This window comes from Paenibacillus sp. FSL F4-0087, assembly GCF_038020215.1.
GTDB classification, from domain to species: Bacteria; Bacillota; Bacilli; order Paenibacillales; family Paenibacillaceae; genus Paenibacillus; species Paenibacillus taichungensis.
Map to the genome: position 1 here is coordinate 4,385,302 of NZ_JBBODJ010000001.1, position 25,347 is coordinate 4,410,648.

The 25,347-nt window shown below is 46.9% G+C and carries 18 protein-coding genes; 17 read left to right on the forward strand and 1 reads right to left on the reverse strand.

Annotation, left to right across the window (positions count from 1 at the left end; all coding sequences use genetic code 11):
* Positions 1-138: 138 nt before the first annotated feature.
* The 16 genes from MHB84_RS20205 (at position 139) to pstB (ending at position 19,932) form a co-directional block, all read left to right on the forward strand.
* Entirely contained in the window at positions 139-1,971 is a 1,833-nt protein-coding gene (locus tag MHB84_RS20205; protein ID WP_076287864.1) for a cache domain-containing sensor histidine kinase, read from the forward strand.
* On the forward strand, positions 1,968-3,527 hold the full coding sequence (locus MHB84_RS20210) for a response regulator transcription factor (protein ID WP_076287865.1): 1,560 nt from the start codon (positions 1,968-1,970) through the stop codon (positions 3,525-3,527). The genes MHB84_RS20205 and MHB84_RS20210 overlap by 4 nt, the downstream gene beginning before the upstream one ends.
* A 284-nt stretch (positions 3,528-3,811) precedes the next feature.
* On the forward strand, positions 3,812-4,717 hold the full coding sequence (locus MHB84_RS20215; RefSeq protein ID WP_445322134.1) for an ABC transporter permease: 906 nt from the start codon (positions 3,812-3,814) through the stop codon (positions 4,715-4,717).
* Positions 4,718-4,739: 22 nt separating this feature from the next.
* Positions 4,740-5,696 (forward strand): carbohydrate ABC transporter permease, encoded by a 957-nt coding sequence (locus MHB84_RS20220; protein WP_064635967.1) that lies wholly within the window; start codon positions 4,740-4,742, stop codon positions 5,694-5,696.
* A 58-nt stretch (positions 5,697-5,754) separates the two neighbouring features.
* Positions 5,755-7,254 carry an ABC transporter substrate-binding protein gene (locus MHB84_RS20225; RefSeq protein ID WP_076287867.1) on the forward strand — a complete coding sequence of 500 codons (1,500 nt, stop codon included), beginning with the start codon at positions 5,755-5,757 and terminating at the stop codon, positions 7,252-7,254.
* A 100-nt stretch (positions 7,255-7,354) separates the two neighbouring features.
* Positions 7,355-10,018, forward strand: a complete 2,664-nt coding sequence (locus MHB84_RS20230; RefSeq protein ID WP_076287868.1) for an endo-beta-N-acetylglucosaminidase — start codon at positions 7,355-7,357, stop codon at positions 10,016-10,018.
* Positions 10,019-10,343: 325 nt separating this feature from the next.
* Positions 10,344-11,351: a zinc-dependent alcohol dehydrogenase gene (locus tag MHB84_RS20235; protein WP_076287869.1), complete on the forward strand. Its 1,008-nt coding sequence runs from the start codon at positions 10,344-10,346 to the stop codon at positions 11,349-11,351.
* A 12-nt stretch (positions 11,352-11,363) separates the two neighbouring features.
* A complete protein-coding gene (locus tag MHB84_RS20240; RefSeq protein WP_076287870.1) occupies positions 11,364-12,191 on the forward strand; it encodes a sugar phosphate isomerase/epimerase family protein in 828 nt (275 codons plus the stop codon).
* Positions 12,192-12,226: 35 nt separating this feature from the next.
* Positions 12,227-13,111, forward strand: coding sequence for an AraC family transcriptional regulator (locus tag MHB84_RS20245; protein ID WP_076287871.1), 885 nt, complete (start codon positions 12,227-12,229; stop codon positions 13,109-13,111).
* A 70-nt stretch (positions 13,112-13,181) separates the two neighbouring features.
* Positions 13,182-13,613 (forward strand): RrF2 family transcriptional regulator, encoded by a 432-nt coding sequence (locus MHB84_RS20250; protein ID WP_076287872.1) that lies wholly within the window; start codon positions 13,182-13,184, stop codon positions 13,611-13,613.
* A gap of 70 nt (positions 13,614-13,683) precedes the next feature.
* Positions 13,684-14,550: an aldo/keto reductase gene (locus MHB84_RS20255; RefSeq protein WP_076287873.1), complete on the forward strand. Its 867-nt coding sequence runs from the start codon at positions 13,684-13,686 to the stop codon at positions 14,548-14,550.
* Between the two features lie 281 nt (positions 14,551-14,831).
* On the forward strand, positions 14,832-16,226 hold the full coding sequence (locus MHB84_RS20260) for a stalk domain-containing protein (protein WP_256716737.1): 1,395 nt from the start codon (positions 14,832-14,834) through the stop codon (positions 16,224-16,226).
* Between the two features lie 52 nt (positions 16,227-16,278).
* On the forward strand, positions 16,279-17,142 hold the full coding sequence (locus tag MHB84_RS20265) for a phosphate ABC transporter substrate-binding protein (protein WP_076287874.1): 864 nt from the start codon (positions 16,279-16,281) through the stop codon (positions 17,140-17,142).
* A gap of 107 nt (positions 17,143-17,249) precedes the next feature.
* Positions 17,250-18,218 (forward strand): phosphate ABC transporter permease subunit PstC, encoded by a 969-nt coding sequence (pstC, locus tag MHB84_RS20270; RefSeq protein WP_076287875.1) that lies wholly within the window; start codon positions 17,250-17,252, stop codon positions 18,216-18,218.
* Entirely contained in the window at positions 18,215-19,123 is a 909-nt protein-coding gene (pstA, locus tag MHB84_RS20275; protein WP_076287876.1) for a phosphate ABC transporter permease PstA, read from the forward strand. The genes pstC and pstA overlap by 4 nt, the downstream gene beginning before the upstream one ends.
* A 53-nt stretch (positions 19,124-19,176) precedes the next feature.
* Positions 19,177-19,932: a phosphate ABC transporter ATP-binding protein PstB gene (gene pstB / locus MHB84_RS20280; protein WP_179087129.1), complete on the forward strand. Its 756-nt coding sequence runs from the start codon at positions 19,177-19,179 to the stop codon at positions 19,930-19,932.
* Between the two features lie 75 nt (positions 19,933-20,007).
* Here the strand turns inward: pstB and MHB84_RS20285 are convergent, their stop codons facing one another.
* Positions 20,008-20,964 carry a hypothetical protein gene (locus tag MHB84_RS20285; protein ID WP_076287877.1) on the reverse strand — a complete coding sequence of 319 codons (957 nt, stop codon included), beginning with the start codon at positions 20,962-20,964 and terminating at the stop codon, positions 20,008-20,010.
* 614 nt (positions 20,965-21,578) lie between these two features.
* On the opposite strand from MHB84_RS20285, the gene MHB84_RS20290 reads away from it, so the two are divergent.
* A complete protein-coding gene (locus MHB84_RS20290; protein ID WP_143764552.1) occupies positions 21,579-25,112 on the forward strand; it encodes an S-layer homology domain-containing protein in 3,534 nt (1,177 codons plus the stop codon).
* The last annotated feature ends 235 nt before the right edge of the window (positions 25,113-25,347 follow it).

A 25,347-nucleotide genomic window follows, 5' to 3' on the forward strand; every position in this document is an offset into this window, starting at 1 on the left:
CGCCCATTATAGCGCTTCCATTCAATTTTGACAAATCGTAATATGGATTACTGGTTCTATGCACTGGTGATTGTCGAATTTAACCAAACGGTGATACACTGAGTTGGAAATGGGTCTGGAGGAGGTGTTCAGGCGCGAATGTCCAGGATACGAACCATGTATAAGAACTACTTGAAGAAAAAAATGTTCAACAAAATTCTGCTGTTTTATTCCATGGTGATGGTCCTGTTGTTCATCAGCATCGCGGTATTGGCCTACCGCTACTATGAACAGCGAGTGGTACAGGAACAAATGGATGCGAGTTTGCAGGAGCTGGATATTGTCAGCATCAACCTGAATCAGCAGTACGAACGGCTGTATAGTGCCGTGCAGCAGATTTATACCGACGCCATGATCGGCGATGATCTGAAGTATTTTTTGACTCATGAATACGAGGATTTTCTCAATTGGCGTCTGAATCAATATGCTTACAGCTACCGCACGGAGCGAGGAAACTTCGATTATCAATTACGTCTGCTGTTAAAGGATGAGGCTTCGATTGCAAATGTCGTCTTATACAGCACGGATCAGGATTTCTTCTATGTTCTTAATCGGGAGACTCAGCACTTTTACTATCATCCCAAGCTGACTGCAGGGCATCAGGACTGGTTCCAGCGGCTGAGGAGTGCACCTTGGCAGTACATGGGCAGCGAACCGCTGTTCGAAGGGAAAATGGCTGATGAGCCTACCCCGTACAGCTACGCGAATGTGCTCAAAGACTCCGTGACATTGAAGCAGTATGGTGCAATTATGTTTGAGCTGAATACAGACCGCATCAAAGGGCTTCTTCGAGACAGACCGGGCGGCAAGAACAGTCGGGTCATGCTGATGACCGGGGAAGGTGAGGTGATTTTCGATTCGCAGGGCAAGTATGACAACACCGTCTACCCGTACTGGGGGAAGATGAATTTACCGGAGGATTGGGTGGATCTGGAGGAGCGCTCCAAGGTGCAGCTACTGAATATCGGGAATACGGGAATGGTCGTGGCTTCTATTATTCCGGAGTCGCAAATCAAACAGAGCCTTCAGGCGATTCGTTTCAGCCTCATTGGGATTGTGATTTTGTGCATCATGATTAGCATCGCGGTAACGTTCACCATCATCCGTCGTTATTCCAAAAAAATTCACAGACTCGTGCTTTACATGCGTCGCTGGCAGGAGGGTGATCTGAGTAAACGTATCGATATGGAGGGGGAAGATGAGCTGCAGCAGATTTCGCAGAGATTTAATCATATGTGTGATCGGCTTGAGTCTTACATAGAAACGGTATATGTGTCGGAGATTAAGCAAAAAAATGCGCAGCTTGTGGCTTTACAAGCCCAGATTAATCCGCATTTTTTGTACAATACGCTCGAAAGCATCCGCATGAAAGCCATCAGTTTGGGAGCGAGGGATGTTGGGCAGATGATTTATATTCTCGCCACGATGTTCCGTCATTTGATCAAAAAGCAGACCCATGTAACCTTGGCGGAGGAAATAGAGCTGTGCGGCATGTACCTGGCTTTGGTCCAATATCGGTATGAGGACAAGCTGCACGTGGAGACCTATATTGAGAATGCAGCGGCGGGAAGCATGGTCGTCAAGTTGCTGGTCCAGCCGATTATTGAGAATTACATTGTGCATGGTTTTCGTACAAATGATGATGATAACCGGATTTCCATCACAGCCGAAGAAGAGAACGGCGTGATTCACATCCGTGTGAAGGATAACGGAAAGGGGATTTCCGCGGAGAGATTACTTGAACTGCAGCATGGATTGCATAAGGGTGATGAAGCTGCTGAGACATCTGACCGATCTTTGGGTCTTAAGAACGTGCACGACCGCATACGTCTGAATTATGGCAGTGATTATGGACTGCACCTGAACAGTGTGGAGGGCGAAGGATGTGAGGTGACCATCAGCATTCCAGTTACAAGGGAGGAAACGGGATGAGAAGTGTAATGTTGGTCGATGATGAGCCGCTTATTGTGAAAGGAATGCAAGCCATCATTGATTGGGATCAGAATAACATGCAGATTGCCGGAACGGCATGCAATGGGTTGGAAGCGCTAGCAATGATGGACGAGGTTCCTGTCGATCTGATTATTACGGATATCATGATGCCGCAAATGACCGGACTTGAACTGATCCGGGAGACTAAAGCGCGCAATCCATATACCAAATTCATTATTTTGAGCGGTTACGAAGAATTCAAATATGTGCGGGAGGGCATCTCGCTGGGGGTCGAAAATTACCTGCTCAAGCCAGTCAATATGGATGAACTGGAAGCGACCATCAAGCATATGCAGCGGGATTGGGAGCACGAAGAGATGCGCCAGATTCAAATGGATCAGAGCTGGAGAATTCTGCGCAACAATATTTTGCAGCGGTGGGCGAACGAGACCATTGACGCCAAAGAATTCCGTGAGCGTGCGCAGATGCTTGAGATTCCCATGAACAAGTCCACATATTGTGCGGCTTCTCTGCGGATTGTAGGCGATGACAAGAGGGATGATCCCCAGATGTATCTGCCTGGAATTGCTGAGCAATGTGAGCAGGTCGGGAACAAAGGCCTCCCGGATGGCTGCGGTGTTATCTGCTTTCCCGATCAGGAGGGAGACATCATGCTGCTGTTCGTTTCAGCCGGTACGGAAGGCAGTGCTGAGTGGCAGCTTCAGGCACTTAACAGGATGAAGCAGGCGGTCGCCGAGGATACAGGTGCACGTGTATGGGGGATCATCGGTCAATCCGAGTCGACCTATCTGGGTTTTCCGAAGAGCTGCAAGTCCGTAAAGCTATGGCTTCAGAATCATTTGTTTATGGATTGTAAAACCTTCATCATGCAAGTGGAGAACGAAGAAGCTGCCAATGAGTATCAAGAGAAGCCAGGGCCTGCGATGGAGCAGTTTCACAAGCTGCTGCGGGATGGTGAAGGTACTGAGGTGGACCGGTTCATCGACGAATTCTTCATTGCTGAAAGTAAGGAACCCTGTCTACCGAGAACACCGTTCTTCAATTCTGCGATCCAGCTTATGCTGGCCGCCAAGGAACTGGAGAAAACGCCTGACTACGGGGACATCTTCGGACCTCTGTCCAGAATTCATACGCTCAGCAAACTGAAACAATTGGTCAGAAAGGTTGTTCATCGCACGCTGGATACATATCATACCGCCGAGAAAACGTACAGTCCGCATATCATGTCTGTGCTGGAGGTGGTGAAAAATCACTATCAGGATGAGCTGTCACTTAAGACGCTCAGTCAGAGGCTGGAGCTTCATCCGAACTACCTCGGCCAATTGTTCCAGCAAGAGGTCGGTACCACCTTTTCTGATTATGTGAACCAGTACCGAATCGAGCGTGCCACTCATTTGCTGTTATATTCGGACAAAAAGACTGCAGAAATAGCGGGCGAGGTGGGTTATTGGGACTCCACATACTTTTACAGACAGTTTAAGAAATATGCTGGCGTTTCTCCTACGGAGCTGCGCTCAATCTACATGAAAAAGTAAGCCGGGGCTCCGGCTGAATGAAGATACTCCCCATGTGGGGGTGTCTTTTTTGTTATGGAATGAATGTACGATCTTTAATTAATCCATCAATTTATTGGGTTTTTCAACTATCTCAAAATTGGTAGCGCTTGCATAATGGAGGTAGGAGTGAACGAGGAAATCCAAAGCACCAAAAGGGCTTAGATCCAGTGTTGATTATAGGGGATTAATGCTGGATGCAACTAAAGCAATAATGAACGAGATTATAAGGAGGGACAGCCGTGCAGGGCATCTTCAAAAGTCTGATGAAGAACAAGGCGTTTCTTCTGCTGGTACTGCCGGGAGCAGCTTGGTTTATCATTTTTGCCTATTTGCCAATGTTCGGAACGATTATTGCTTTTAAGGACTTCAGGATTCATCCGGGCGGATTTCTTGAAAGCGTTCTAAAAAGCGAATGGGTCGGGTTCAAGAACTTTGAGTTTCTGTTCTCCACCAGTGACGCCTATATCATCACACGTAATACGATTCTGTATAACCTGGGTCTGATCTTTCTCGGGTTGGTGCTCGCGGTGACGCTTGCGATCATCATGAACGAACTGCTGAACAAACGGCTGGCGAAGATCTACCAGACCGCGATGTTTATGCCTTATTTCCTGTCCTGGGTTATTATCAGTTATTTCGTCTTCTCGTTTCTGAGTGTGGAAAAGGGTGTGTTCAACCAGATCATTACCTATTTTGGTGGAGATCCGGTTAGTTGGTACAGTGAGACAGGGTATTGGCCGTATTTTCTCATTCTGCTCGGCCTGTGGAAAGGTGCAGGTTATGGCAGTGTAGTATATCTGGCGGCAATCGCAGGTATCGATCGTTCTTATTATGAGGCAGCGATGATCGACGGAGCCACCAAGTGGAAACAGATCCGGTACATAACGCTGCCCCTGCTCAGACCGCTAATGATCATCCTCACCATTCTGGCGATCGGCGGGATCTTCCGTTCCGACTTTGGACTGTTCTATCAGGTTCCGCGGGACTCTGGTGCGCTGTATCCGGTCACCAATGTCATCGACACGTTTGTATACCGCGGCTTGACCATTATGGGTGATACAGGAATGAGTACAGCTACAGGGTTGTATCAATCGATTGTCGGTTTGATTCTTGTCCTGCTGGCAAACTATGCTGTGCGTAAAATTGAAAAGGATTATGCCGTATTCTAGGCTGCGGCAAGGGGGTGCTTCCATGAGTAATTTAAGCGAACCGGTAAAGCGGGCATCTGCCCATACGAGGAGGACCGGAAAGAAATCGAGAGATCTGAATGCCATTTCGCCATTATCCAATGTGATTTTTAATATAGCTATCGGTCTGTTTGCCTTATCTTGTATCTTTCCGTTTCTGTTCATCGTTATCATCTCATTTACCGATGAGAAGACGCTGGCGATCAATGGCTTTAAGTTATTCCCTGAAGTCTGGACGCTGGATGCCTACCGATTCCTTATGGAATCCGGGCAGCAGATGGCCCAATCGTTTGGGGTTACCTTAACGGTGACGGTTGTCGGAACCGCGCTAACACTGTATTTGGTCACCACGTATGCGTATGCCATCTCGCGCAAAAATTTTGCGCAGCGTCGGTTTTTCAGCTTTTTGGCCTTCTTCACCATGCTATTTTCCGGCGGTCTCGTTCCCAGTTACATCGTGGTTACGCAGGTGCTGCACTTGCGGGATTCGATCTGGGCGCTGATCCTGCCGTCAATCATGAACGCTTTTTACATTATCGTTATGCGTACATTTTTCACGACCACCGTGCCGGATGCGGTTATTGAGTCGGCCAAAATCGACGGAGCTACTGAGTTCGGTATCTATACGCGCATCGTACTGCCGATTTCGTTGCCGGGCATCGCGACTATTGGATTGTTCAGTACGTTAGGATTCTGGAATGACTGGTTCAATGCGCTACTCTACATCGACAATGCGAATTTGATTCCACTCCAGACATTGCTAATTCGAATACAGAACAATATGGATTTTGTTGTGCAAAACAGCAGCCGGGTCGTGTCCTACGACATTGCCTCGACACTGCCAACGGAGACCGTCCGCATGGCGATGGTTGTCTTGGCTACACTGCCGGTTGCGCTGGCGTATCCGTTTTTCCAAAAGTATTTTATACAAGGCCTGACCATTGGTTCGGTCAAAGAATAAGTCTGGTTGTGCCTGCCCTCAAAGGGCAGTAACAATAACATTGATAAGGGGGATACACATGAAGACAAGAAAAATCGCTCTGCTCATGGTTACTTTACTGCTTGCTTTTTCTACTGTTCTAGCAGGCTGCGGTGGCAGTAATACCAATGATACAAGCGGGAATGCGGCATCCGGGGGAGAATCCGGCGATAAGGACACAGTGAAGCTCAAGGTATATCTGATTGGTGGTCCACAGCGCGATCTGCCAATGGTGCAGGAAGAAATGAACAAATACTTAATGGAGAAAATAAATACAACCGTCGACATCACGATGATTGACTGGGGTGATTATTCCAAACGTATGCCAGTCATAACCGCTTCGGGCGAAAATTATGATATCGCTTTCACCTCTTCCTGGGCTTATGACTATCTGCCAAATGCCACCAGAGGAGCATTCCTGCCAATCAATGATTTGTTGGATAAGTATGGTCAGGGCATTAAAGAGCAGCTTGATCCACGATTCCTCACAGGATCGCAGATCGATGGCCAAAACTATGCTGTGCCAGTGAACAAAGAGTTGGCTTCGCAATGGGTATGGCGCTTCAACAAGCAGTACGTTGATAAATACAACATGGACATCAGCAAGATTCGTACATTAGAAGATCTGGAGCCTTACCTGCAGCAAATCAAGGACAATGAACCAGCCGACATTACTCCGCTGGCTGTTCCGAAGGGCTTTAAGCCTTATCTGGCGTTCGACTTCCTGCTCGGTGACGAATTCCCGGTTGGTATCAACATGAATGGTGACACTGGTAAATACGTTAATGTGCTGGAATCCGAAGAGCTGAAAAGCTCGTTGAAAACCATCCGTAAATACTATCAGGCTGGTTATCTGCGTAAGGATGTAGCAACACTGGAAGGCATCGACAACATCAAAACAGGCAAATGGTTTGTTGACCGTGAACAAACACAGCCGTACGCCGAACTGGGATGGTCCAGAAGTGCGGGCTATGATATCGTGACTACACCGATGCAGGATCCGGTTATTTTCACCGGCTCGGCAACAGGCGCTATGCATGCAATCTCGGCGAACTCCAAGAACCCGGAACGGGCTATGATGTTCCTGAACTTGCTGAATACTGATCCATATCTGCGTAACCTGATCAACTACGGCATTGAAGGAACACATTACAATAAGATTTCAGATAATGTCATTGAGGATCTGCCAGCGATGAAGGACGGATTCCAGATGCCTGGTTTTGCCCTGGGTAACTTGTTCCTGACTTACATGCACAAGGAAGATCCAGCTGATAAGTGGGAAGCGTTCAAGGAATTCAATAATTCCGCGAAAGTTGCTCCAAGCTTTGGCTTCAACTTCAATCCTGATCCGGTGAAGACGGAAGTGGCTTCCATCTCCGCCATCGTGAAAGAATTCTACCCATCCATCATGACGGGAGCTGTTGACCCGGATGAGCATCTGCCGAAAGCGATCGAGAAGTTGAAAGCGGCAGGTCTGGATAAAGTGATTGCAGAAGCGCAAAAGCAGTACGACGAATGGAAAGCTGCAAATCAAAAATAACCTGAATTATAAAGTAGACATGGAAACGTCTGTCCTGGTTTGACGGGCGTTTCTTTTTTTACCCTGATTGGTTTGCCAAAAATGGATTGGAGGGCATGGTATGAAAAAACTTGGTGCGAGTCTCCTATTTGTAATATTGGTATGCGCTGTTCTTTCCTCAGCGGCCTTGGCGAAGCAACCTTATTCATCTTATTGGCTGCCTGAACAATTGCTTAACTGGAATCCAGCTTCCGACCCGGATGCGGCATTTAACCGGAGCACCATTCCGCTCCAGAGCCGATTCACAGGAGAGGCAGTTAACTCGAACGCAACAAAAGATCCAAAAGTGATGGCCTTGTCTGCGTTGAATCAGGGAACCAGTGGCGTTCCGTCACAGGGCTCGGATACATTCTCTGCAAATACGTTCTCTTACTGGCAGTATGTCGACAAGCTCGTATATTGGGGTGGCTCGGCGGGAGAAGGTATTATTGTGCCACCAAGCGCCGACACGATTGATGCGGCACACCGGAACGGAGTGCCAATCATGGGCACAGTGTTCTTCCCTCCATCCGTATATGGTGGCAAATATGAGTGGGTGAAGCAAATGCTTCAGCAGAACAGCGATGGTTCCTTCCCGGCCGCGGATAAATTAATTGAGGTAGCGGAGTACTACGGTTTTGACGGTTGGTTTATCAATCAGGAGACTGAAGGTGGAACAGCCACTGACGCACAGTTAATGAAGACATTCCTCCGTTATCTTCAGGATCATAAGCCTGCTGGTATGGAGATCATCTGGTATGATTCCATGACGAAGGAAGGCAATATTTCATGGCAAAATGCGCTGACGGACCGGAATGCAATGTTCCTTCAGGATAACGGGAACAAGGTATCAGACAGCATGTTCCTGAATTTCTGGTGGAATGATCTTGGCAGTTCTGCGGCCAAAGCCAAAAGCCTGGGCAGATCACCATTTGAACTGTTCGCAGGTATTGATGTGGAAGCTAAAGGATACGATACCAGTCTGAAATGGAATTTGCTGTTTCCTGAGGGGAAACCGGCTGTGACTTCTCTCGGCATTTATCGGCCGGATTGGTCGTACAACAGCGCGGACAGCATGGCCGATTTCTTTGCCCGTGAGAATCAATTCTGGGTAGGCCAGAACGGTAACCCGGCCAATACGGCGACAAGCCAGGCCTGGAAAGGGATTGCGAACAATGTGATTGAATCATCGCCGGTGGACCAACTGCCATTCACGACCAACTTCAACACGGGCAGTGGTGAGAAATTCTATGTCCATGGCCAGCAGGTACGGGAGACTGGATGGAATAACCGCAGTTTACAGGATGTGCTTCCGACATGGCGCTGGCTGACAGAAAGTAAGGGTAAAGCACTTACGCCGTCCCTCGATTGGTCGGATGCCTACTATGGGGGCAGTTCCCTTAAGGTATCGGGTACGCTAAGTTCGGCAAATGCTACCCATCTGAAGCTGTATCAAACCGATCTGAAGATTGAGCCAGCTACCAAGCTGTCGATCACGTACAAAACGCAGAACAAGCCGAGCATGAAGGTTGGCCTGGCTTTTGCAGACCGTCCTGATCAGTTCGTCTTTTTGGATGTAAAAGACAAAAAGGCATCGGGTTGGACGACGGACATCTTGAATCTGACGCCTTATAAAGGAAAGCGGATTGTGGCATTGTCTTTGTATTTTGACAGCAAGGAAATCATATCGGATTATGACATCCATATTGGTCAGATATCCATTCAGAAGAATGCTAATCCAGTGAAGCCACTTGAAGCAGTTGAAGAATTGAATGTCATCCAATCCGATTTCCGCGGCGGTATATACGGTGATGCAAGGTTGAAATGGAACGCGTTGGACAACGACAAGGAAGTTCAACAATATGAGATTTACCGTGTTCTGCCCGACGGCAAAGAGACTTGGGTGGGTGCGACCACCAATAACGTCTTCTATGTGCCTGAGATGAAGAGAATCAACGCGGAACAGGCAACTGTACTGAAAGTCGTGGCAGTGAATGCAAAATATGAGCGCGGCCAGGCTGCCAGCGTGACCATCCAATGGCCGGCGTATCCTAAGCCGGAAGCAGGATTCAAGGCCGATGCAACGCTGATCACACCGGGTCAGCAGGTGCATTTCACTGATCTCTCTTCCGAGGTGACGGAAGGCTGGTCTTGGACTTTTGAGAATGGCAGTCCGGCTGTCAGCACGGAGCAAAATCCAGTGGTAACGTATGACAAGGAAGGCACGTACAATGTGACGCTTACAGCTACCAACAGTTCGGGGCAGGATACGGTAACGAAGCAAGCTTTGATCACCGTAAGCAGGGGCGCTTCCGGGATTAAAAATGTCGCACTTGGCAAAACGGCCACTGCCGACCACGCCTGCGGCCCTGCTGAAGATGCGGGAAAGGCAATTGACGGCAAGGTGACGGACAACAGCAAATGGTGCGCACTGGGTAATCAGCTGCATTGGCTGCAAGTGGATCTTGGCAAAGAACATCAGATCAGCGGTTTTGTCATCAAACATGCGGAGAGCGGTGGGGAATGGTCTGGTTTTAATACAAGCGACTATTCGATCCAGGTCAGTGCTGATGGCGTGAATTGGTCAGATGTAGTTCATGTGAAGGGGAACACCGCAGCCGAAACCACGGATGCGATTGCGCTGGTCAAGGCTCGTTATGTGAAGCTGAATGTGCTGAAACCTACGCAGGGCGGCGATACAGCAGCCCGAATCTATGAGTTTGAGGTTCATGGGCTGCAGCCGTAGTTGGCGGTTGAGAAGTGACAAGTGTAGCTGTGAAATTAGCAAAAAAGAAACCATGCGGCCAATCCGGTTTCAATAACGGCTGGCTATCCCTGAAGTAGCCGGTCGTCTAACGGGTGTACCGCATTGTATCAGACTACGACTGAATAAGATTGAATTTGAGGCTCACAGATCATTGGATCTTGTGAGTCTTTTTGCGTTTATGCTGGATTCGCTTACAAAGGTTTTAAAATCGTTGTTTTAGATAAAAAATCGGTTTTGCAATCAAAGACAATGCGAATGAAAAGTCTTATATTGTAGTTAAAAAGATAAGAAAGGAGTGAAGGTGATGAAGAATAGAAAGATCATGTTTGCTCGTCCGCTGCAAGTGGAAACGGTAGAAGAGGATTTTATTTTGCCAGCTCTAGGGGAGAAGGAAGTATTGGTGAAATTGATCTATTCCCTCATCAGTCCGGGAACGGAGCTGGCCATGTTATCGGGAAAAGAAGAGTGGGCCAAGCTTCCCGTATGTCCGGGGTATGCAAGTGTAAGTGAAGTGATCGAGGTGGGACAGGGTGTACACGATGTTCAGCCCGGGGACGCTGTGTTCCATTATGGTCAACATGCTGAATATCAAGTGGTATCCACAGATCATGTTTTCATCAAGGTACCTGAGCACTTGGATTTGAAGTGGGTTCCCTTCACCCGTATGGCAACCGTGGCATTCACCTCCGTTCGTGTATCCAATATTGAACTTGGGGACGTTGTTGGCGTGACGGGGCTTGGATTGGTAGGGAATCTGGCGGCTCAATTGGCACGCCTTCAAGGGGCAACTGTGATTGGCGTGGACCTCTCACCAGAACGAATTCGAACTGCCCAGACATGTGGGGTTGACTATACGCTTCATGGCGGAGAAGATAAAGTAAAAGAAAAGATACATGCCCTAACGAATGGAGCAGGTGTATCCACTCATATTGAGGCGACGGGTGTACCCAGTGTAGGTGTTCAAAGTCTGGAGTGGATCGGGAAGCTGGGAGAGATTATTTTCCTGGGCAGTCCACGAGGCGAATATAACACGGATGTCACCGATATATTGAACTACTGCCACCTGTATGGACGAGGCTGTATTACGTTTAAGGGGGCACATGAATGGCGCTTCCCGGTTGAGCCGAACGAATTCGTTAAGCATTCCCTGGTGAGAAATTCGAACATTGTATTTGAACTAATGTTAAAGAACAAGCTGCATATCGAACCATTGATCAGTCATGTGATGAAGCCGGATCAAGCGCAAGAAGCATACGAGGGACTGAGATTGAATAAAGACCAGTATAACGGTGTACTGTTTGACTGGTCCTAGGAGGAGATTATGATGATTAGAGGGTTAACAAGAGCAGGCTTAGGGAACATCGAGTCCAATGAACAATATATTACGAATGCTGCAAAATACGGATTTCAGTCTGTAGATTTGAATCCGCTCTCATTCATTGAAGAGGTTGGCAAGGAACAGGCCAAACATCTGTTGGAAAGCAATCAGGTGATCATCGGTTCATCCGATCTGACCGTAGACTGGAGAACCACAGATGAACAGTTTCGTGATGGTCTTCAATCGCTGGTTCAAATGGCAGAAGCCTCTGCTGCATTGAACTGTTACAGCTGTTGTACCTATATTTTACCTTCCACAGATCAGCCAGCAGCATCATTTATGGCGGCAGCTACCAAACGCTTGAGATTGTGTGCAGATATTCTGGACGCCTATGGAATTCGACTGGGCCTGGAATTTGTGGGTTGCCATCATCTGCGCACTCAATGGAAGAATCCATTTATTTGGAGTGTGGAGGATACGCTTGACTGGATCGAAACAATTCATGCTCCCAATGTTGGTTTATTGGTGGATTCCTATCATTGGCATACGAATGGATTAAAGATCGAAGAAGTGTTGGATCTTAAGAAGGAACAGATTGTCCATGTTCATATCAATGATGCTTATGATCTGCCCATTGAAGAATTGCTGGATCATGAGCGTTTATACCCTGGCGAGGGAGTAATTGATCTGCAGGGATTCTTGAAGAATCTAAAAGCGATTGGATACACTGGCGTCGTATCTCAAGAGGTGCTTGCACCAACGCCAACTGTCGATTCAAGTGAATTGTTTGCCAAGTCCAAAGCAGGCTTCGATAAAGTGTTTGCGACAATATAAACGGATCAGTGAGAAGGCAGTGGGGAGGAATACATGTGTTTGAGCCATGGATGAATAGCATTTCGCCATTCGTAAGAGCGGCAAGAGTGACGGAATCATTTTCTTTGGCAGGGGAATGGATAGACCACGATCATGTGTATACATACATTGAACAAGGGGAAGCGGAGTTCTTCTTGAGTGGTGTGAAATACCTGGTCAAAGAAGGCGACATTGTGCTGATGCATCCATTCATGTCTCATATCATTCGGTCCACCTCCACGCAGCCATTGATTCAGTATATTTTTCATTTTGATCTGTACTATGAGGAAGAGCGTAGTTTATTGAAGAATACGAGTGCAGCTCATAGTGAACGACCTGATCTGGCGGATAGGGAAATGAAGCTGGCTTCCATACGCCCAATCTCTCATTTGCAGCTAGCCGATCGAATTGAATGGAAAAAGAGATTTGCGCTCATGCATAAGGAGTTTCAGGAGCAGCGGGGAGGATCTTCGTTAATTACGAAATCCATATGTTTGGAGTTGCTGCATCTTTTTTTCAAAAATCAATCCGAAGATCAAGACCAAGAGGGAAACATGACCAAGGGGTGGGCATTCATTGAAAAGTCGATTCGTTATATTCATGAATGCTACGCCGACCCTCAATTAAATAATGTAGCTATCAGTAGACATGTCGGTGTATCGACGAACCATTTATCGCATTTGTTCAAAAGCAAGCTGGGGATTACCCTTCACAAATATGTGACGCATATCAGAATAGAGCAGTCCCAGAAAAGAATTATTGAAGGAACACATAATTTAACCCGGATTGCCGAGGAAGTTGGCTTTTCGAGTATTCATCTGTTCAGTCGGTCTTTCAAGGCTGCTGTAGGTATCACTCCCAGTAAATATGCAGCGATGAAATCGAGGGTAGAGTGGGAATAGGCTGATAGTTGCTAACTAAACATAAAAGATATATAGTATATTCAGAAAAGAAATAGTTAGGATGAATGAAATGGCATATTCTACAGCCTTATCACAAGGAATCTCTATTCTGCTCTATATTCACGTTCTATCTGAGGAGAACTGTTCGAATTATTTATCCACCAAGTTGATTTCGGAGCAATTAAATATTCCGGTTCCTACGACGGTAAAAGTCATTCGCAACCTGAATAACGCCAAACTGACAATGGCCAAAGAAGGGGCCAAGGGCGGCATATTGCTTGCTCAGCCTTTATCGGAAATCACGATGTTGGACGTATTCCTGGCGGTTGAACCCGGCAAAGACTTGTTTAAAGTTCATACCGATGTAACACTCCAGGGACAAGACGTGGATGACGTGAAAGAAAAGATCATTCATCACCTTGAAGGCGCGGAGATCGCGATGCAGAATTATTTAAAAGACATACGGTTAACCGATCTGTTTCATGAAGAAAGAAAGGGTTAACCTCTTTTTTTGGCTTTAACTAGATATAATATATATCGAGTATATTTTGTTTTGGAGAGGAGCAGTCAAAATGAATTTGCATACAAAAGTGATTGAAGCCAGAAACGGGGTTCCCATTCCTCAACTGGGTTTTGGGGTTTACAAAATAACGAAAGAAGCAGAATTTACAACTGCGACTCGCGAGGCCATTCAGGTCGGGTACCGACATTTTGATACTGCCCGAATTTATGGGAATGAGAAAGCGCTTGGAGCAGAGATCCGGCATAGTCAGATTCCGCGCGAGCAATTCTTTATCACATCGAAAGTCTGGAATACGGATCATGGCTATGAAGCGACCAAGAAAGCTTTCCAGGAAACGATAAACAAGCTGGAGGTCGATTACCTCGATATGTATTTAATCCATTTTGCCTCGCCAAAGTATATCGAAACGTGGAAAGCCATGGAGGAATTATACGAGGAAGGCAAGATCAGAGTCATTGGGGTCGCGAACTTCGAGATTCAGCATCTGGAAGAATTAAGGAAGCACGCGAAAATCTTGCCGATGATCAACCAGATCGAGACGCACCCAGAATTCCCGCAGAACGAACTACGTGCCTATATGGACAAACATCAGATTTTGCATGAGGCGTGGGGTCCGTTGGGACAGGGGAATAAAGTGTTATTGCAGCATCCGATACTGAAGGAAATTGCTGATCATCACCATAAGACGGTGGCTCAAGTGATTTTGCGTTGGCATCTGGAACGGGGCGTCATCCTGATTCCCAAATCATCCAATCCAAAGCGGATCAGAGAGAATAGTGAAATCTTTGATTTTGAACTGTCCGTTGAGGAAATGGAAAAGATCAGCCGTCTGAACTCGGGTAAGAGGTATTCTATCCATCCGACAGGTTATATTGTGAATCCGATTTTTAATACATTGATGAAACTTTTTATCTAGGGAAAAAAGACAAAAAACGAGTCGTGGGTCATATTCCAACGACTCGTTTTTGTGTGTTATGAAAACATTGACAATTCGTTAACAATTCCAGGATTTTCCGTTTACAAATCTCTCCTATAATTACAATCGTGATAGGTCATTTTTACTATGAACGTGGAAGTTTGGGGGGATGAGCCGGACAAGCTCTCATAAAGACGATACATGCAGAATACCAGACAGCAGGGCATGACAAAACAAGGCAAATTAAATGGAATAGAGAAGGGTGACAAGAGCCAATGTCAATGAAAAAGGTGTTAGTGGTGTCCATGGTAGCAACAGTGTTAGGTACTTCTGTGGTTAGTGCAGTATCGGCTGCTCCTGCAGTGAAACCTGCGGCTAATACAGCTCAGGTGCAAAATTCCACGCTTACAATAAACGGTAACAGCGCCGTCGTTCGTTCCATCGTTAAAAATGGCGAGACACTCGTTTCACTTCGTGATGTGATCAAAGCTATCGGAGCACAAGCCGAAGTACATAGCGGAACGACGGTGATCAAGCTGAATGATCACAGTTTGACGCTCCAAAACAATAGTAAACAAATCGTAGTAGATGACGTCAAAGTGAATCTGAATCAACCGGTTACCATCATCGGTGGTACAAGTTACATCGCTCTTCGTCCACTGGTGTCGGGCGTTGGCGGTACGATTGTCAAGCGAAACGGACTGCTTGAGATCAGTACGGTATCCTTGATTGATGAAGTCGAGAATCCTCGTTTTGCCGGAGCAGATAAGCTGATTGTCTCCAAGAGCGATAACAATGGCAGAAACGATTATGTCGTGAATACAACAAGCGGCAAATATGAGTTGTTGTTAACGACAGACGGTGGATCGGATCTCGTTATTTCGCCAAGTGGTGATCAAGCGGCGTATACGAATGCCGAAGGAGCCGTTTATGTTATTGATCTGAAGACCAAGGCTTCGAAACTGATCACGAGCGACAACAGCATCAAGCCTGAATTGGTATGGTCTGCTGACGGGAGCGCAATCTACTTCCTACAAGGGGATAAAGGGTCCGTGATTGCCAAGCTGAATCTGGCAGATGGCGCGATTACGAAAGTGGTCGAAGACAAGGTAGATTATAAGGAAAACCTGAATGTCTCTGCTGACGGCAAGAAATTCATCTATACCGTAACAACACTTGGTACCGTAACTTCGGATACAACCAATGTGGATGAAGACAATGTCTCCATTGATTTCTCATCCAATCAACAGCAAATATTTTCGTATAACACAGGAGATTCAAAACCAGAGGCTGTGAAGCTCACAACATCAACCGACGACAAGGTATTTGTATGGTCTGCTGACGGACAAAAAGCCTACTACGTGAGTGTACCTTCCGAAGACGGTAAAGCATCGTTGCTGTCTGTGGATTCATCTCAAAAGTCTACGCCGGTGTATGCCGAGTACGATGTAGAACAAGCTATTCTGTCGGGTGGAACCTTGTATGTACTGGCGGCCCAGGATGACAGCAACAGCGTGATCCTTTCGATCGACCCGGTAACTGGAAAACAAACCAAGCTATACACCGTATCTTCCGATGTATCCTCCATCGCGGTTGCCGGAACACAAATCTCTGTGGTTGAGAACGGCCGAGTTCTGGTACAAGCTGACGGAAGCTGGAGAGCCGTTACGAAGTAATGTTTTATCAAATATGATCACAAGCTTTTTCATTCGAGAGGAGTTAATTAACATGAAAAAATGGATCAAACCCTTCACAGCAATGCTTATGGCTGTATCTCTGATTGGTGGACTGGGTGGCGCAACGACAGCATCAGCTGCCAAGAGCACAGAGAAAGGTAAAATTGTCATTAACGGTTCCTCCGCATTACTTCCACTGACACTTCAAGCTGCCAGCGAATTCAAAAAAGATAATCCAAAAGTTAAAATCTCCGCTTCCGCAGCAGGTTCCATCACAGGTCCTCAATCCGTTCGTAAAGGGATCGCGGACATTGGCGCTGTAGACTGGGATGCATCCAAAGATGTACCTGGCTTCAAGAAATTTGATGGCTTGGTAGCCAATCCGGTAGCTGTAACAGTGTTCACTGCTGTCGTTAATACCAATGTGGGTGTAAGCAATTTGACAACAAAACAACTGCAAGACATCTTCTCCGGCAAAGTGACTAATTGGAAGGAAGTCGGCGGATCGGATGCCAACATCGTTGTGGTTAACCGTAAATTTGGTTCCGGTACACGGGTTAACTTCCAACAAAAAGCACTGGATGGCAAGGACTTCTTGAGCAAAGGGGATAACTACAAAGAGGTTGGCTCCAGCGGCGATATGAAAACAACAATTGAAACGACACCAAATGCAATCGGTTATATTGACCTTCCGTATGTAACTAGCAAAATGAAGGCTGTATCCATCAATGGCGTGGCACCAACAGAGAAAAACGTCCTGAACAAAACATACAAAGTATGGGGTATTGGATATTACATGACCAAAGGTCAACCTACGGGAGCAACCAAAGCGTTCATCGAGTATATCCAAAGCAGCAAGTTCCAAAACGGTTCCCTGAAAAAACTGAAATTCATTCCGCTTGCTGCCGTTAAATAACGAAAGCTTCGAACGTCCATCATTCTCGCATTTCATAAGGAAAGGGATAGCCAGCTTCTGCGCACGGTCGCCAAGCTGGCTTCTCTATGTGAAAGGAAGAGCCCTTCATGATCGATTTAAATCCATCCACGAACAGCCCTGCTCCGAGTGAGCTTGGTTCAAGCATCGGCAAGGCTCCCGGATCGGGAACCCGGTTTGACCGTAAGGCGCGTTTAAGATGGTCCAATAAACTGTTTCGCATGATCTGTATTGGAAGTACATTGTTCGTCTGTTTGGTGCTGTTATGCATTCTGGTCCTTATGCTTCGTACGGGCGTACTGACCTTTGAGGATGTTTCGCTCAGCGAATTCTTTTTCTCTACCAACTGGGACCCGGAAAATGAGCATTATGGTGCACTGACCTTTATTCTGGGAACGCTGGCACTGACGGGGCTCACGATGCTGTTTTCTATTCCAATCTCCGTCATCATTGCGGTGTTTCTGGCCGAAATGACGCCAAAATGGCTTCGCCATATTCTGCGACCCGTATTGGATCTGTTGGTGGGTATTCCTTCTGTGGTATACGGTTTCTTGGGACTGACGATTCTCATCCCCTGGCTTAGGGATATCAGTGGACATGATCTGGCGGACGGTTTGCTCGCAGCGTCCATCGTTCTGACGATTATGGTGCTGCCTACCATTAGCCGGATCAGTGATGATGCCATATCTGCTGTACCGAACAAATACCGGGATGCAGCTTATGCACTTGGTACGAACCGATTCCAAACCATAACTCGTGTGGTCTTGCCTGCTGCAAGAGGCGGAATCATGTACGCCGTCATTCTCGGGATGACTCGTGCCATTGGAGAAACGATGGCGGTGGTGATGGTCATCGGCAATACGGCGCAGCTCGCTAACAGTCTGTTTACACCAACAGCGGTGCTGACAAGTAATATTGTCATGCAAATCTCAAGCGTCGAATTCGATTCCACCTGGAATCACGGGCTGTATATGATGGGCTTTATCCTGCTTGCCATTTCCATCTTGATGATTGTAGCCGTAAGAATGCTTCAGAAGAAAGGGGGACGCTACTCATGAGTATGAAGAAACAGGCGAACGCTGTCCCCGCCTATTCGTTCGGCAAACGCAGAGGTGCATCCACGCTGATGGACCGGATTTTTACGGGCATGGTATGGGGTGTAGGGATTATCGTCATTTTATTCATTGTTGGACTGTTATTTCTTCTTCTGGAAAAAGGGCTGCCTTTGCTGAGCTGGGACTTTCTATACGGTGTTCCAAGCGAGATTGAAGAAGGAGGAGGGATCGGGCCGGCGCTGTTTAACTCGTTCTATGTGCTGATTCTATCCCTCCTGATCTCGATTCCCATCGGCATGGCGGCCGGGATTTACCTGGCGGAATTTGCTCCAAACAACAAACTTATGGAGATCGTGCGGATTTGCGTGGAGGGACTGTCTTCTGTTCCATCCATCATCTTTGGATTGTTTGGTATTGCCCTGTTTGTGGAGTTCTTCGAAATTGGTCTTACCATTCTGGGCGCCGCCGTCAGCCTTGCCTTTCTGAATCTGCCTGTGCTTACCAGGGTAACCGAGGAATCGGTTCGGGCGGTTCCAGTTGAACTTCGTAATGCGTCCTTTGCACTTGGCTCTACCCATTTGCAGACGATCCGTAATGTATTGCTGCCGGTGGCTATAAACGGGATCATGACAGGCATTTGCCTTACGGCAGGTCGGGCATTCGGAGAGAGTGCCGTCATTATTCTGACCGCAGGGGTGTCTACATCCGGGGAAATGTGGGACTTCAATTTGCTATCGCCAGGAGGAACCCTTGCTGTACATCTGTGGTACATTCAATCCGAAGCGATTGTGCCCGATGCCGAGGAAATTGCGCAAAAGACAACGGCTGTGTTGATCTTTGTGGCCTTGCTCATTAATATTCTGTTCCGTGTGCCAATTTGGCTGAATGCACGCAAAAATCAAGCCTAATGTGTCAGGCGTATCCAGTAACAAGATCAATTTCAACACCGGGAGGAACCATTGTGCAGCCAATCATTGAGATCAACAAATTGAATTTATATTACGGTCAGTTTCAGGCGCTTAAGGATGTCTCCATTGAAATTCCGGAGCGGGCCATTACCGCTTTTATCGGACCGTCGGGCTGTGGCAAATCGACGCTGCTGCGAACCCTCAACCGCATGAATGACCGGATACCCGGCACACGGATTGAAGGTAAAGTGGCCGTAGGGGGAACCGACATCTACAGTGGTGAAGTTCATGTGGAAACTATTCGAAAGAAGATCGGTATGGTTTTTCAGCAGCCGAATCCCTTTCCGAAATCCATCTACGATAATGTGGCCTTCGGTCCACGACAACACGGCATTCACAGCAAAAAGAAGCTGGATGAGATTGTCGAGCAGAGCCTGCGCTCTGCTGTCCTGTGGGATGAAGTAAAGGACAACTTGAAGCGTTCCGCGTTAAGTTTATCCGGAGGACAACAGCAGCGCCTCTGCATCGCACGTGCATTGGCAGTGGAGCCGGACATTCTTCTTATGGATGAGGCTACGGCATCGCTTGATCCCGTCTCGACCTTCAAGATCGAGGAGTTGGCTCATGAGTTGAAGGAACGTTATACCATCGTGATGGTCACACACAATATGCAGCAAGCAGCTCGGGTCTCCCAGCAGACGGTGTTCTTCCTGAATGGCGAGGTCGTGGAATACTCTGCGACCCAAGATATGTTCGCCGAGCCCGTTGATTCGCGTACGCAGGACTATATTAGTGGTCGGTTTGGTTGATTTTGAATCGGCAAGAGGTGGAAGTCTTTCGGATATGATCTGAAAGGCTTTTTTCTCATTTGTGATCTTCACTACCTAGGGAATCATCCCCATATAGTCCATCTCTTTTAATGACATGATCTCGTTGGAAATGTTATTGAGTTTTGCTGAATAAGGTTTAATCGCTTGAAGGAATTCATTAAGGATTTTCTTGCGATCTTTATCAAATGCGGCTGATGTTATGGAATTCTCTTTTAATACATTATCGTTCTTTACGACTTGTTTAGAATAACTAACTGGATTACCATAATCGATTAGATGCGTAGACCCCGTGAATTTGCCACTAGTTAATGTGCCTTTGGAGAATTCGGAAGGTTTAATCCCAATATATTTTTCTGAAGAGCCGTCTTTCTTTTTATAATTGATAATCGTGTCAAAAAAGTACTGGTCCCCGGTTAACTTTCCATTGAAATAATAGTTTTTGAGGGTGATTGTCGTCGTGTAATCTGTATATCTTAGTGAAACAATATCTGAGGAATGGATTGCGTAATAACCCTGAGACATCTTGCCTTGATTGAATGTTCCATCGTTAATGGTGTTTATGTAAATACTAGGTATAGGATGAACCTTGTTGTCAGAAGTAAGATACTGTACTTCTAACCATTGCGTAATTTCTTTTCCTTTTCCATGATATGTATCATTAATCCACGATCCGTTGTAGGTTTTTGTTGTGAATTCACCTGTTCCTTTACCCATGTTAGATTCATCATAATCATCAAAGGGTACACCCGCACCTTCGACTAATTTATATGTATACTTGCCTTTTCCTTGCCGCTTACCATTCACCCAATCTCCAGAGTATATTTCGGTTTCTCCCCACCTCGCTGTCCCTTTACCATGAGGTTTCCCGTTTAAAACTTCGCCATAAAACGTCGCTCCATCTGACAATTTTAAATTTATTTTCTTCGATGATGCTTCTGTTGGAGTAGAGCTTAGTAATAGTAAAATTAAAGCTATAATAGTTAGCCCCAAACCTTGATAAAATCTTCTCAAAAGTGTGCAACTCCTTCTATATAATATGATCTATGTCTAATGAGCCAGAGCCATCTTCAATAGTATCGGTTTATTGGGAGAATTTTTCTAGTTTAAATATAAAGTAGAGAGTGCACACATTTCACAACCCGTTAACTTCCCCTTCACAAAAGTAAACATGTAAAAGCTAAATCAAAACCCAGTCAAACCCAGAGTACCTGCGGATTCAGGGCGCATTGCGCCTGTGCATTCGTGGGTTCTTTTTTCTATATTGGGCAGATGCACCGCCCTCAGATGTTTACAAAGACCTTCATTTATACCTCTTCATCACCCTTGCTATGTTAATTATCTTCCTAATGCTCCACTAGCTGTGGTGGAACTTTCCTGAATGGTGAACAAAATCTGAATTTTTCTTCACCCTCTTGCAACCTCTCTCTAGTCCATTCCAGCACCTCAATATGGAGGATGATAGAGCATAATCTTCGTAGATACAGCAAAAGAAATCGTTAACGAAATATAAAGTGATGCAGGGATATGTCAAATTTTTAATAGGCGCTTTCATTGCGTTGACCCTGCCCCCAAAGTTTCTTATATTTACTCCCGACACAACAACTCAGAACGGTGGTGGGATGATTTTGTTCAACAATAAAGGAAAGAAAATGCTCGCTATGCTTACGCTTATACCACTGGCTACGGGCCTTGTAATGGGAGCTTTCCCTGCTGCAGTAACCTATGCGGATGCGGGAGATAACACACCAACCAACAGCTCGGCAACAGGTTCATGGCAAACGGGGGATTTGCACGTACATACCTTTGAGTCCGATGATGCACAGAATTCGCTAGAAAATGTACTCGACGCGGGACTGACGAAGTATGGTCTGGACTGGATCGCACTTACGGATCATTTGCGGTTATCCAAGCGGGATCAGAATGGAGTAGACATTCCAGGTGGATCGATTCCGATGTCCAAAGGGATGAACGAATACCAGGTGCCACAGATCAAAGCACTTCAGGAAGCGGGCAAATACGCAGGCAAAACGATCTTCTCCGGTTTCGAATGGGACATGCCGACACATGAACACGTTGGGGTGGGTATTCTCACAGATGAGCCGAATTCGACTGAAGCGCTGGAAGCTGCAAACGAATTTGAGTATCGTTTTACCAATCGGGATGCGAATCTGTTCGATGCGGCTGACGTAGCGAATTGGGATCTGACGGGGGGACGTGCCTATACAACTCATCAGGATGCACTAGCTGCTATCAATTGGCTGGCAACCAAGTATCCAACGACGAGTTATGCGATGATCAATCACCCTTCACGGGGCAAAAACAAATATACCATCGCGGACTTCCGTGAGTTCAACGATCTGGCTCCACAAGTTGTTTTTGGTATCGAAGGTATGCTGGGCAACCAGATGGAACCGGATCGCGGTGGGTACAACACAACATACAATGTAGCTAATCCGACCGCAGATGATGGATACAAATACCGTACATACGGCGGTGTGGACTATATGGTCGCCAAGGTGGGCGGTTTGTGGGATGCATTGTTGGGAGAAGGGCGTCACTTCTGGAACTATGGCAATTCGGATTACCATTTCAAGACGATTGACACGAATTCCAGCGGTTATTTTCCGGGCGAATACGCCAAGACCTATTCTTGGGTTGATGGTACTGGGATGCAAGCCGTGCTGGAAGGACTGCGTTCAGGGAAATCATTTTCCGTTTTCGGTGATCTGATCAACGCACTGGACTTCACGGCTTCCGGCGCGGGTACTCAAGCTGAAATGGGCGGAGACCTGGGTGTGACCCAAGGTGACGAAGTGGAACTGAAAATCCGTTTCAAGAGTCCAACCACGAGCAACAACTATGAAAAACCTATCAACAGCGGCACATCCGCTGGACAAGTACCGTTGGTAGATCACGTGGATCTCATCGCCGGAGATGTGACGGGCAAGGCTGAGAAGGGCACACCCGCATATTCCAAAGACACGAACGACTCCACCAAAGTACTGGCAACCTTTACGTCCAACGATTGGACAACAGATTCGGAAGGTTACAATGTCATCACGTACAAGATCAAAGCAACGGACCAGGATAAATATTATCGCCTGCGTGGTACAAATCTGGGCATGAACGTTGCAGGAGAGACCGTAAATGGTGAACCACAACTTGATCCGAAGATCACAACAGCGGATGCAGAGACTCGGTTCAACGAGATTAATGATCAGAACTATCGCGATCTGTGGTTCTACTCCAATCCGATCTTTGTAAGTTCTACACCTTACAGTGATGCACAGGCGGTAACGGATACGCTTCAAGCGATTGATCTGGGCGATCTGAACGCGGTCACTTCCGACCTTACCCTTCCTGTTGAAGGAAAACATGGAGCCACGATTAGCTGGTCCAGCTCCAACCCGGAATTGATGGATGCACAGGGAAAACTTCTTACACAGCCTGAGAATAATGAGCGACTGGAATTGACGGCAACGGTACAACGTGGCAGCGAAATGGATACCAGAACGTTCACTGTCATTGTGGAAGGAACAAATAATCAGGTATTGGTGTTAAATGGTACTATGACCACCGCTGACGGCCAGCCGTATCATACGGATACATGGACAAACCAGTCCGTAACGGTTAGTGTAACCAGCGCAGTATACGCGCCAGCCACTTCGGCGACTATTGAGTTGTCTCGTGATGGAGGGCAGACGTACGAACCGTATACAGAGAATACGCCTTTGGAGATAACGGAGTCGGGAGAGAATAAGCTGTTATTCAGAGCGACAGACGATTTGAACGAAACCTATACTTTACCATTGGTGGTCAAAATAGATCGCGAAATTCCTGTCATCACCCTGCAAGGAAGCAGCCAAATGTCATTAACCGTGGGAGATACGTATAACGACCCTGGAGCACAGGCTACCGATAATGTGGGCATCAGTGGTTCCGTGCAAATTGACGGCACAGTGAACACACAAGCAGCGGGGGTCTACACCCTTCGTTATAACGTGAAAGATATTGCCGGCAATGCTGCACAGGAAGTCACACGTACGGTTACCGTACAAGCCCGTTCGGGTAATGGCGGCGGGGGTTCAGGTAGTGATGGAGGCAACGCTGGAGGGAATTCCGGTGGAAGCACACCAAGCGTACCAACAACGCCTACCGTTCCAACCACACCAACCAACCCGGATACGGGATCAGATTCAACTGCTGAAGTGAAGGTAGAGGTTGAAGCGAATCAGCCAGTACAAACGGGTCTGAAAGACATCGTGCAATTCAACGCTCCGGCTGGAGCTATTGGGGAAAAAGATACGTTGCAGCTGTCCGTTGTATCCAAGGACCAGTTACAGAATGCAGCTTCGCTGAATGTTCTGAGCCAAGCAGTACAGATTACTCGCAGTGGAGGACGGACATTGAACGATCAGGCAGCATTGAGTCTGCAATATGATACTTCCAAGCTGCCACAAGGAACACAGCCAGCGATCTACTATTATAATGAAGCCCGTCAGAGCTGGGTATTCATTGGTGGTAAGACGAATGCAGCAGGAACAATATCGGCTAATGTGAATCATCTGGGTACCTTTGTTGTGTCCAGTTACACAGCTGCTAATATGTCCGATCTGAACGGACACTGGGCATCCGACTATGCAGATCGTTTGATTGGCATGGACGTTATCCAGGGATACACAGATGGTACATTCCAACCATCCAAGAAGATTACACGGGCAGAGTTTGTTACGTTAATGAGTAAGGCACTGGCTTTGAAGTCCGTGCAGTCGGATACGACGTTTGCAGATCAAGGCAGTCTGCCAGACTGGGCGAAAGGTGATATTGCCGCAGCCGTGCAAGCCGGAATCGTGAAGGGCTATGGAGACAACACGTTCAAGCCTAATCAGACAATCACTCGTGCCGAGATGGCTGTGATGATGGCAAATGCATTGAAGTTAAGTGCAGATGCACAGTCGGGAACGAGCAATGTTGCTGTAAAACCAAGCTTCACTGACGAGTCGCAAACTCCGGCTTGGGCACAAGATGCACTGAATACAGCCGTTCAGGCCAAAATTGTGAATGGTTATACGGACAATACGGTTCGTGCAGGAAATATGACGACCCGTGCGGAAGCCGCGGCAATGATCTATCAGCTGCTGCTCGCAATGTACGTGTAAGAAGTGAAGAAGAGAATTAACCGTATATAAGTAGATAAAAAACGGCCCATATTGTCGAGATAACGTCTCTGTAATTCGTTACAATTCGGAATTGTACAAAAAAGAGGGAATTAGCGTATCCTCAATTCGTTAGAATGAAGCGAATTCCAGAACAAAGCGATAGAGAAAAGGCATCGAGCAAAGCCGCAGAGCAACCCCCAAAAGGGCATTTCCTGTCTTCCGTATGACGTATGAC